The sequence below is a fragment of the Phenylobacterium deserti genome (assembly GCF_003254705.1).
Lineage (GTDB): Bacteria > Pseudomonadota > Alphaproteobacteria > Caulobacterales > Caulobacteraceae > Phenylobacterium > Phenylobacterium deserti.
The window spans coordinates 185293-195956 of the sequence record NZ_QFYR01000003.1 but is presented as its reverse complement, the minus strand read 5'-3'; the positions used below and the strand labels follow the sequence as shown (position 1 = coordinate 195956).

8 protein-coding genes are annotated in these 10664 nt (G+C 67.3%); all 8 read right to left on the bottom strand.

Features of this window, described 5'->3' with window-relative positions; genetic code table 11:
• Positions 1 to 10 precede the first annotated feature (10 nt).
• Positions 11 to 292 carry a VirB3 family type IV secretion system protein gene (locus DJ018_RS13600; protein ID WP_111515507.1) on the bottom strand — a complete coding sequence of 94 codons (282 nt, stop codon included), beginning with the start codon at positions 290 to 292 and terminating at the stop codon, positions 11 to 13.
• 7 nt (positions 293 to 299) lie between these two features.
• Entirely contained in the window at positions 300 to 611 is a 312-nt protein-coding gene (locus DJ018_RS13595; protein WP_111515506.1) for a TrbC/VirB2 family protein, read from the bottom strand.
• A 3-nt stretch (positions 612 to 614) separates the two neighbouring features.
• Positions 615 to 980: a lytic transglycosylase domain-containing protein gene (locus DJ018_RS19330; RefSeq protein ID WP_205853771.1), complete on the bottom strand. Its 366-nt coding sequence runs from the start codon at positions 978 to 980 to the stop codon at positions 615 to 617.
• A gap of 356 nt (positions 981 to 1336) precedes the next feature.
• Positions 1337 to 4024 (bottom strand): TonB-dependent receptor domain-containing protein, encoded by a 2688-nt coding sequence (locus tag DJ018_RS13585; RefSeq protein WP_111515504.1) that lies wholly within the window; start codon positions 4022 to 4024, stop codon positions 1337 to 1339.
• 83 nt (positions 4025 to 4107) lie between these two features.
• On the bottom strand, positions 4108 to 5652 hold the full coding sequence (locus DJ018_RS13580) for a hypothetical protein (RefSeq protein WP_111515503.1): 1545 nt from the start codon (positions 5650 to 5652) through the stop codon (positions 4108 to 4110).
• Positions 5653 to 5847: 195 nt separating this feature from the next.
• Positions 5848 to 6783 (bottom strand): alpha/beta hydrolase, encoded by a 936-nt coding sequence (locus DJ018_RS13575; protein WP_111515502.1) that lies wholly within the window; start codon positions 6781 to 6783, stop codon positions 5848 to 5850.
• Between the two features lie 42 nt (positions 6784 to 6825).
• Positions 6826 to 8502, bottom strand: coding sequence for a carboxylesterase/lipase family protein (locus DJ018_RS13570; RefSeq protein WP_111515501.1), 1677 nt, complete (start codon positions 8500 to 8502; stop codon positions 6826 to 6828).
• Positions 8503 to 8754: 252 nt separating this feature from the next.
• Positions 8755 to 10650 (bottom strand): NPCBM/NEW2 domain-containing protein, encoded by a 1896-nt coding sequence (locus tag DJ018_RS13565; protein WP_111515500.1) that lies wholly within the window; start codon positions 10648 to 10650, stop codon positions 8755 to 8757.
• Between the last annotated feature and the right edge of the window lie 14 nt (positions 10651 to 10664).

Here is a 10664-nt window from a genome sequence, read left to right as displayed (position 1 = left end):
CACCAGCCTTTCAAGCGGCGTAGCTGTTGCAGCCCCAGCGCTTCCAGTTGCGCACGCGGGGGCAGCGGCTGACCTTGGCGAGCCAGAGGTCGAAAATGCGCGGCTCGCGAAGGCACGCCAGGTATCCAACGGCGTGGATGAGCAGCGCGAGCGGCAGCGCCAGGAAGCTCTTCGTGATGAGGAAGGCTTCGGTGGTCACCGCAGCGTTGATGATGAAGAAGCTGTAGGTCACGCCTGCGAACATCTGCGGCCGGGTCAGCGCCCGGTGGACCGGAAAGCGGGCGAGATCCATGGCCGCCTCAGCTCACGGCGACGGATTGGATGCCGGACACGATGGCTCCGGCGCCGAACAGGATGAAACAGCCGAAGATCACCGTCGCGCCGAAGCGCCAGTTCATCCGGCCGGTGAGCATCATGAATCCCACCGCCGCCACAGCCATCACCGCGACGGCGGTGGCGACGTTGCCCATCATGGTGCCTTGCAGCCAGCTCAGCGCCGCGACGATGGGGCCTGAGCCCTGCGGGTTGGCGGCCACTTGGGCCTGAGCGTGGACCACCTGCGGAAGGACCGCGAACAGGGCTGCGAAGAGGGTGCTACGGGTCTTGAACATTCACTATCTCCGGACGCGGTCGGTCAGGCGCGCCATGATCGCGGCGACGTAGGCTTGGGTTTCGGGGATCTGCGGCACGCCGCCGGCGCGGCGAACCCGGGCGGGACCGGCGTTGTAGGCGGCCAGCGCCTTCTCTACGTCGCCGCCGAAGAGATCGAGTTGCATGCGGAGGTAGCGGGCGCCGCCCTCCAGGTTGGCCATCGGATCCGCACGGTCGACGCCAAGGTCGCGCGCGGTGCCCGGCATCAGTTGCGCCAACCCGTGCGCGCCGGCCCGTGAGGTGGCGGCCTGCCGCCAGCGGCTCTCCTGCCAGACGACAGCTTCTAGCAGCGCAGGACTGATGTCGTACTTGGCGGCAAGAGCGCTCACTTGAGCCCGCCATACGGCAGGGCCAGCCTCGCTCGCCGCTTGAGTGTACGCTGGCTCCGCCGTCGGCGACTGAGCGGGCTCAGCGGAAGGCTCAGCGGGACCTCCGGCGACCCAGCTAAAGCCGTTCGAACCGGTCTGAATGACGTCGGCGCAGGCGAGGCCGGGCGACAGCAGGAGGCATGCGCCGAGCGTCGTGATCGCCGTCTTGGACCTGCAGAACATCCCCCACTCCTTGGGGGCGATGCATACGCATTTTGCGTGACACTTTTGTGCTGAAGCTCGGAAAATCGCTCAGCCTACGAACAGTCAAGCTGGGGCGGAGGACGGGCAAAGGGCCCGCCCTCCCCTTACGCGACTTAGAACCGGATCGACGCCGACAGCGCGACGAAGCGACCCAGCGTGTACGTATTGATGTCCACGCGGTTATCGCCGGACTGCTGGAATTCCTCGTACTTGCGGCCGGTCAGGTTGCGGGCTTCGAGCTTCAGCTCGACCTCGTGGTTGCCTACCTGAACGCCTTCGCGAGCTACGAAGTCGATGCGCACGCCCGGCTTTTCGAACACGTCCGGCTGGCCGCTGTTGGCGAGGCCTCGGCTGGTCACCCGCTCGCTGGCGTAGTTGATCAGAAGCGTCTGTTGCGACAGCCTCTCGGGGTTCTCGAGGCCGATCTCCAGGTTGACCAGGTGGTCGGACTGCCCCGTCATCGGGGCGCCATCCCGGAAGTAGTCGGCCGCGCGGGTCGAGCTCGAGGCGAACACCGCGACCTGATCGCCTTCCGAGACCTTCAGGCTGGAGTCGGAGAAGGTGTAGTTGCCGCGCAGGACGAGTCGGCGGCTGGCCATGAACGGATTGCTCCACCCCGAGAGATCGAAGCGCTTCTCGGCCTCTACTTCGAAGCCGTAGAGTTCGGCCTGCGGTGCGTTGGCGAAGCTGGTGGTGAGGCTTTCACCCGAAACGAAGGCTTCGATCGGGTTTTCAATCTTCTTGTAGAAGGCGGCGGCCGAAAGGTGCTGGTTCGCGCCAAAGTACCACTCCCAGCGCGCCTCCGCGTTCGTCAGCTCGCTGTCCACGAGCAGCGGGTTGCCGCGGTACATGCGGTTGCTGTCCGGGTCGAAGTAGAACTGGTAGATCAGCTCGCGGAACTGGGGACGAGCCAGCGTTTTGGAGCCGTTCAGCCGCAGCTGCATGTCCTGGTGGAAGTCCCACGTCAGGGTCGCCGCCGGGAGGACGTAGTCGTTGTCCAGGTCAGTCTCGGCGAGCGAGGCGCCCGGCGTGTTGAACACCCGGATCGGGGAGACCTGCTGCTGTGCGCTCTCGTATCGCACCCCGATGTCGAAGTTCAGGTCGTCGGTGATCTGGCCGTTAGCTTTCAGGTAGCCTGCGTGGTTCTTCAGGGTCGCCAGGAACGCCGGGTTGCCTTCGTTGGTCTCCACCAGCGAGACGCCGTAGGCGCTGATCACCGAAGGCTGCAGGAGGTAGTCGGGGCGGAACATATCCACGCCGCGTGGGAACGTGCTGGGCGCCTGGAACTGGAAGTCGCGCCGCGAACTCGTCCGTCGCGTGTCGGAGTAAGCGTAGCCGGCTGTTACCGACAGCTCTGAGAAGATGCGGTAGGTGGCGTCAAGGCCGCCGGACCAAAGCCGCTCGTTCAGGTCCGAGAAGCTAATGGTCGCGTCGCCGGCATTGGCGTTGAGGCGGTTGACGAAATACTGGCCATAGGGATCGGCGGCGACGTTGGTCCGCACGTATTCGAGCGCGAGCTCGAAGGGCGACTCCCGCTTGGTTTCCGCGTAGCTGCCGCGGACGTCGACGCTGAGGTTCTCCGCAGGACGGAACTCGCCCACCACCTGGGTGTCGATGAGCTGACGCTCGTACCAGGCGGTGTCCTGCTCCATGTAGTCGACCTGAGTGCCGTTGCGGTTACCGAGGCTCAGGCGCGTGTGCTTGATGGTGTCGTGGATGTAGACGTTGGTCCACCGCACCGTGTTGTCGCCGAATTGCAGCGCCAAGCCGAGAAGCCCATTGGTGACGAGGCGGTTCTGGGTCGTGACGCGGCGGAAGTTGGACTCCAGGTCCGACAGATCGCCCTGCAGCGAGGTCTGGTTGGTCGCGTCGCGGGTAACCCAACGATTGCTGTAGCCGCCACCAGCGATAAGGCCCAGCGTGTAGTCGCCCAGTTCAAACGACTTGCCGGCGGCGAGGTTGGTCGAGAAGTTCGCTTGGACGTCGCCGATGCGTTGCACCAGACTGTTGCGCGCGTTGACCAGCTCGCTGGCGATCGCGCCCGTGTTCACCTGGCCAGAGCTGATCCGCTCGCCGCTGCTCAGGAAGTTGCTGAGCGCCGCTGGAATGTCGCGCTGGCCGTTGTCATAGCCGGTCCAGTCGGTGCGGCTGCCATAGTAGGAATAGCCCGTCCCGAGGGTGGTTTCGCTGTCGCCGGAGATCGAAGCGCCAAGCGTGAGGAAGCCCTCCTGGGGCGCTGACCGGGTGGTCAGGTTGATCACGCCGCCGCCGAACTCGCCGGGGAAGTTCACGGAATAGCTCTTCTGCACGAGAGCGGATGAGACGATGCTCGTGGGGAACAGGTCGAGCGGCACCACGCGGCGCAGAGGCTCGGGGCTCGGCAGCGGCGAGCCGTTCAGAAGGGCGAGCGAGTAGCGGTCGCCGAGGCCACGGACATAGACATATCCGCTGCCCACGAGGCTCAGACCGGTCACCCGCGTCAGCGCGCCGGCGATGTTGCCCTCACCGCTGCGGGCGATCTGCTCGGTCGAGAGCACCGACACGACCTGCGACGCCGATTGTTCGATGTTGCGACGGCCGGTGACCACCAGTTCCGAGACCCCGGGAATGGAGACTTCAGCCTGTTCCTGGTCCGTCGCCGTGGCCGGCGCATCGGCGCTCACATTCGAAGCCAGGGAGCCTGTCGACGCAGCGCCCTGCGGCGTCACCGAGTCGCTCTGCAGGGCGGCCGCATGAGCAAAAGCCGGCGCAGACAGCGCCGTTGAAAGCAGCAAAACCGAAGCGAGCCGCCGCGTGATCATCGTCGATCCCCAAATATTAGCTGGTAAAAAGGGGGCCGCCGTACCCGGCCGCCCCCTCCTTCGAATTAGAGCCTGACGGCCGCTTAGTTGGTCGGCAGCGAGGTGCAGGCGGTGCTGCTGGAGCCGAAGTTCGCCGTGGCGCTGTTGCAGGTCCAACCGGCGTACCAGGTGTCGCCGCTGCCCTGGACCGCACCGATGTAGGTCGTGGCGGTGAAGGCGGCGCCGAGGCCGGCCACCGAGAAGGCGGGCACGGCCGACTCGTTGGCGCCGTTGACGAACACGTTGGTCAGGGTCGCCATGAAGGCTTCGTTGTTGTTGTTGGCCGTGCCGCCGAATTGCGTGGCCACCTGGGCGGCGGTGTAGCTTCCCGTGCCGAGGTAGCGCGTCGCGTTGCAGCTCAGGACCACCGAGCGGGCAGTCAGGGTCGCGGGCGTGGCGCCCGAACCGTTCATGCGCAGGCACTCGTTGTTCGGCGAGACCACGATGCTGTTGACCAGGGTAGTGTCGGAGTTGCCGCGCAGCAGGATCGAAGCCTGGTCGTTGGCCTCGTTGTTGCTGCTCACCTGCGGCTGAACCATCGTGAAGTTCGAGATCTGCAGCTTGGTGCGCGGGGTGTCGCCCTCGAAGCCGTTGCTGTCGATTTCCAGGAGGGCGTCGCCGGCGCCGGGGCGCTGGACGATCAGGCCGTACTGGAAGTTGCCTTGGGCGCCAGTGTCGACGTCGAGGCTGTCGTCGTCGGAGCCAACCGCGACGTAGTACTTCATGTTGGGCGAGCCGCCGAAGTGTTCGGAGCCGTCGTCCGAGCTGTTGAAGCTCATGATGTGGTCGAGCACGGTGCCCGAGCCAACGCCTTCGGTGGTGAGCGACTGGAGCTCGACGTTGGCGCCGAGCACGTAGCCCGAGTAGCGGATCTGCACGTAGGACATGCGGCCGCTGCTGTCGGCGTCGTTGGCGCCGCCGAAGCGTGCCGGATCAGCCGCGCCTTCCGTCTGACGCTCGCAGGTGCCGGCAGCCACGGAACCGGTGGTGCAGTCGGTGATGCGGGCGCGGCCCATCAGCACCACGCCGCCCCACTGGCCTTGCGAGGTGTCGGTGTTGAGGCCAAGCACGTTGTCACGGCTGGTGAAAATGATCGGACGGGTTGCGGTGCCCACCGCGTTGATCTTGTTGCCACGGTTGACGGCCAGCCAGGACACGCCCGAGCCGCCGAAGAGGATGACGCCCGGCTCGATCGTCAGCGTGACGTTGCTGTCGGCGGAGGTCGCGGTGAAGCCGCCGTCCGTGCCCACGTCCACGCGGCCCGGCAGCTGGTACAGCAGGCCAGGAACTTTCGTCAGGGTGATCGAGCGGTTGATCCGGCTCGGCAGGCTGCAGACGCGCCAGGTGCCGGTAGGGCCCGTGATGGTACCCGCGTCCGTCAGGCCTTGCGGGTCGGCGATGGTGGGGCAACCAGAAGCCGGCGTGACGTTGCCGTTCGAGGGCGTTGTCGGCGTGGTCGGCGTAGTCGGGGCGGGATTGTTGATGGTGACGTTGCCCCCCGTGCCCGGCGAGGAGATGTCATCGGCTCCGCACCCGGCGAGCGCCAGCGCAGCACAACCAACGACAAGCAGGTTCTTTGACAGCTTCACGGGTGGCCCCTCTTTTTTCCAGCCGCCGCGAAGCAAGCACCACGCGGCCCGCCGCCCTCATAGTGGCGCTGTGTGACACAATCTTAATGGTGGGCCCGGGGGGCTCGACGACGGGGCCGGCGCGTCGCAGACATGAAAACGCCCCCGCACGGCTGGCGCGCGGGGGCTGCTATCGAGCGGCTTGTTCGGTGGAGGCTAGGCCTTGCGCTTCAAAAGGCCGTGCATGCCCAGCCAGCGGACGTAGGCTTCGAACCACCCGGTGCTGGTGGTCTCCTTCGGGTACATGCCGAAGCCGTGGCCGCCCTGTTCGTAGAGGTGGAACTCCACCGGACGCTTGGCGGTGCGCCAGGCGTCGATCAGGCCGTACTGCGGGCTGCCGAACAGCGGGTCGTCTGCGGCCAGCGCGACGAACATCGGCGGGGCGTCGGCCGGGGCCGGCATAGCGGTCAGCGGGCCGTAGATGTTGCCGATGAAGGCCGGCTTGGCGTCCTCGCCCGCCAGGGTCGTGGCCATGGTGAGCATGGCCCCCGCGGAGAAGCCGATCATGCCGACCCGGTCAGGGTCCACCCGCCATTCGGCGGAGCGCTTGCGGATCAGCGCGAAAGCGGCGCGGGCGTCGGCGATCTGCGGCGCGAGACCCGCCATGGCGGCTTCTGGGCTGGCGCGCGGCGGGCGGGCCGCGGCGCTGAACATCTCGGTCATCGAGCGTTCGAAGCCGGCCATGTCGGCCGGGGTCTGGTTGAGGCGGTACTTCAGCACGAAGGCGGCGACGCCGCGGTCGGCCAGGGCGCGGGCGACGTCCCAGCCTTCGTTCTCCATGGACAGGGTGCGGAAGCCGCCGCCGGGGGCGACGACGACGGCCGCGCCGGTGGCCTTGGCCGGATCCGGCAGGAACGGCGTCAGGGTGGCGACGGTGACGTTGCGGGCGAAGACGCTGCCGTACTGGCTGTGCCATGACTCGGGCGCCTTGGCGCCCGGCAGGGGGCCGGTGCCGAGCACGATCGCGTTCGGCTGGGCCGGGATCGCGATGGGGGTCATCTTGTCCGACTGGGCCAGCGCCGGGGCGGCGACGGCGATGGCGGCGACGAAGCTGATGGTGCGGAGAAGCTTACCGATAGCTGTTTGCGTCATACAGTCCTCCCGGACAGATGTATCGTAAATTGCCGAATGAAATCAGGTGAGTAGGATGCGGCGCGAGGCGCCTTCCGGGTCGTTTTCCATGCGGCAGCGGTTGTCGAAGACCATGGTCTGGCAGCGGACCGGATCGCTGGCGGTCCACTTCAGGTTCGGCAGGCTGGGATCGCCGGTGCGAGCGAAGGCGGCCCAGGCGCCGGCCATCTTGGACGCCAGGGCGCGGGCTTCGGGCGTGTCGCCGGTGGCCTGTTCGCAGCGCTGGACGTTGTCGAAGGCGAAGGCGAGCTCGGCCGTGTGCCAGGCGCCCGGCAGGCCGTCGAGCATGGGGGTCTGCCACTGGAAGAGGTACTGGTAGACCGGCGCGCCGCGCTGCTCGTACTTGAGCTTCACCATGTTCTGGATGCGGTTGCGGTAGGCCATGCTGCTGACGCCGTAGGACAGGGTCCGGATGGCTTTCTCAGGATGGGCGGCCTTCATGGAGGCGATCAGGGCGTCGGCCTTGGCGGGGCCGAGGCTTTCCGCGAGCTGGGCGCGCCACTCGGCTTCGGTGGGGTTCGAGCCCCAGCGCATCCCCTCCTCGCTGGTGTTGCCGAAGATCACCGGCACGTCCTTGGAAACGGCGGGCGCCACGTCATGGAAGGAGCGGACGTTGATGACCCGGCCGTCCACGGTGGGGCCCCAGCCCACCCGGGGCGTGCCCGTGGTCGCCGGGCCGCCGCCCAGGTTCGGACGCGGCGGGCCGTTGATCTCGGCGGCCACCTTGTTGCCGGCCGCGAACAGCTTGGCCCATTCCATCTTCTGAAGGGCGCTCACGTCATTGCCGACGCCAAGCTCGGCTCGCACCCGGCGGGAGAACTCGCGCGACTGCTCGAGGCTGGGGCTGTTGCCGCCGCCGCCCGACATGGCGATGGCGCGATGGATCATGCCCTTGGCCGACGGCATGCCCAGCAGGGTGGTCACCTTGGAGCCGCCGCCGGACTGGCCGTAGATAGTGATGCGGTCGGGGTTGCCGCCGAAGTTCTGGATGTTCTCGCGGATCCACCGCAGCGCCGCGACCGCGTCGGTCATGCTGACGTTGACGGACTCCTCGTAGGCCGAACCGCCCGCCTCGGTGAGATCCAGGAAGCCCAGCACATTGAGCCGGTGATTGACCGAGATCTGCACCACGTCGTGGTTGCGGGCCATCTGAGCGCCGTCGTGCGAGGCCAGCTCATAAGCCGAGCCGAAGCTGAAGCCGCCGCCATGGAAGTAGACCATGACGGGCCGGTTGCCCTGGAGCGAGGGCGTCCAGATGTTCAGCTTGAGCATGTCCTCGCCCCAGTAGCCGTCGGTCCACTGCTGGAGAAAGGTGTGCTCGACCGCGCGAAAGTTGTGCGGGTCCTGAGGGCTGTTGGGGCCGTAGGCGAGCGCGTTCAGCTCGCCTTGCCAACGGGCGGGCGGCTTGGCCGGCAGCCAGCGGTTCGCGCCGCCTGTGTCGGCGCCGTATGGCACGCCCTTGAACTGGTAGACGTCGCCAGCGACGTAGCCGCGCACTAGGCCATACTGCGTGCGAGCCACCGCGGAACGCGGGGTCGAAGCGCCGCGCGGTCCGCTGCGCTCGCCGTTCTGCGCCGGATAGGCGCTGGCCGAACCCGCTGCGGCAAGGCCGGCGCCCGCGGCAGCGGCCAATCCAAAGGCTGCACGACGGCTGACGCCGGTCCGATCTTGCTCCGCCATGGCGGGCCCTCCCCTATGTTCTGTTTGTCTGGGAGAGCTCATGACCCCCGCCAGGCGTGACTGTTTGAGCACGCAGAGCGAATTAGTTGTCAGACAAATTAGCGGGGTTCAAGCGCTCCCGCTCAAGCCTTTCGGCGAAAGACGAACAGCAGTCACAGAGCCACGTCGCGAGACGACGCGGCCGCGAAGGGCCTTCTTCCAGACGCATAGTTGCGAGCGGTTAGCCTGACTATTCAGCAGGCGCCGAGGCCCCTAGCGATGAAGCGCGGCCTCAGCCCAGACAACCGGGTCCGGGAAACGCACGTCCGGCGAGGTTCGCGCCACCAGCTCGACCACCCGCACGCCCTTCACATCGGCCGAGATGGCGACGGGCGCCGCCCCATAACGCAGCGGATCGGTGCGGGTGAGCAGCCGACCGTCGCCATAGACTTCGAAGGTCACGGGCTGGCTGCGGTCACGCGCCGAGTCGTCGATGCCGACGCTGGCGGTGAAGCGCCCTGCCCCATTGTTGCGAACTTCCAGGCGCGAGTTGGCGAGCACGCCGATGCCGGTGTCGAAGCGCTTGCGTCCGATGGCGAGATCCTCGCCGTAGGGCGTGCGATCGGGCTGAGCCCCACCCCAACCGCCGTAGCGGGGCGGCTCGCCGGAGCCGCGCGAGCCGCGCCAGGGCAGCAGGGCGCGATGGATCAGGGGCTCGGCCTCCGGCACGGTCACGCCATCTTCGGCGGGGTTCACCAGCCCCGGCTGCTCGGACAGATAGGCGCCGTCGGCCAGTTTGCGCGGGCCGCTGGCGGTGAAGACCCGTGTCTCGCGCGCCGCGAGGCTGAACTTGCGCTCGCCCTGGAAGGAGATGGCCTCTCCGGTCCAGGCGTCCACGAGGCGGATGTCAGCCTTGTCGAGGAACTTCAGCTGAGCCGCGGTCAGGATGGCCTCGATTGGCGCCGAGGTTCGGTTGAGGATCGCGACCGCCTTTTCGCCTGACGCCAGGGTCTTCACGAAGATGCTGACGTCGTCGGAGTCGAAGGCGAGCACCGCCTGATTGCCGGCCGGATCCTGGTTCAGGGCGATGATCTTCTCTGCGCCCAGGATGTCCATCTGCGCCTTGGTCGCCTTGCGCAGGTCGTACCCGATGATCAGGGGCGCGTTGAGCATGGCCCAAAGGCTGAAGTGGGAGCGCGCCTCGATCAGGTGATTGGCGTCGAACTCGCCCGAGCCGACGAACAGCATGTCCGGGTCGTTCCACGAGCCCGGATGAGCGTAGAGCGGCCGTCGCGCCGCGCTGTCGAGGTTGTGAAGCATCCGGCTCCAGGTGGGCGAGATGTCCTCGCTGGTGCGGGACATGTTGCCGACGTCCTTGGCCCAGGCGCGCACGTTGGCCGCGCCCCAGATGCAGATCGAGTAGATGTAGTCGCCGTCGGGATTGTGCCGCTCCAGCGCGCGGCCGACCTCCTCGTACAGCGCCCGCACGGCCGCGACATCGGTGCGGCCGAGGGAGTCCACGTCCACCAGCGGCTCGAAGGCGCGGTACTGGCCGGAGCGGACCTTGGGGTCGGTGGACGGCAAGCCGCGGATGCCGCAGCCGTCGACCTTGATCAGGTCGAAGCCCCAGTCGGCGAAGTAGAGCCGGATGTCCTGGTCCACGTGGCCGTAGAGACCAACCTCCCGCTCGGCGACGCTGCCTTCGGGTTGGTTCGGGAAGGTGGAGGTGAACACCTGGCCGCAGCTGTTGCGGCCTATGTCCGAATAGATGCCAGCCTTCAGGCCCATGCGGTGCAGGCGGTCGGTGAGCGGCTTGAAGCTCGTCTCGCCGTTGGGGAGCTTGGCGGACGGGAAGCGATCGGCGCGGATCACCATGCGCCCGTCGGTCTGACGACGTCGCAGCCACCAGCCGTCATCGATGTCGATGTAGCGGTAGCCCTTCGCCGCCAGGCCGGAGTCGACGATCACCTGCGCCGAGGCCAGCACCTTTTCCTCGTCGATGTCGCTGGTGAAGGCGTTCCAGCTGTTCCAGCCCATGGGCGGCAGCTTGGCCGCGCCCTTGGCATAGGCGGTCCAGCGCCCGGCCGGCGCCAGGGCGTCGGCCGCTGCGGCGGGGACGGGAGCGGTCGCCAGCGCAAGGGCGAGAAGGCTTGCCAGGGGCTTCATCATGGGAGGCGTGCCTT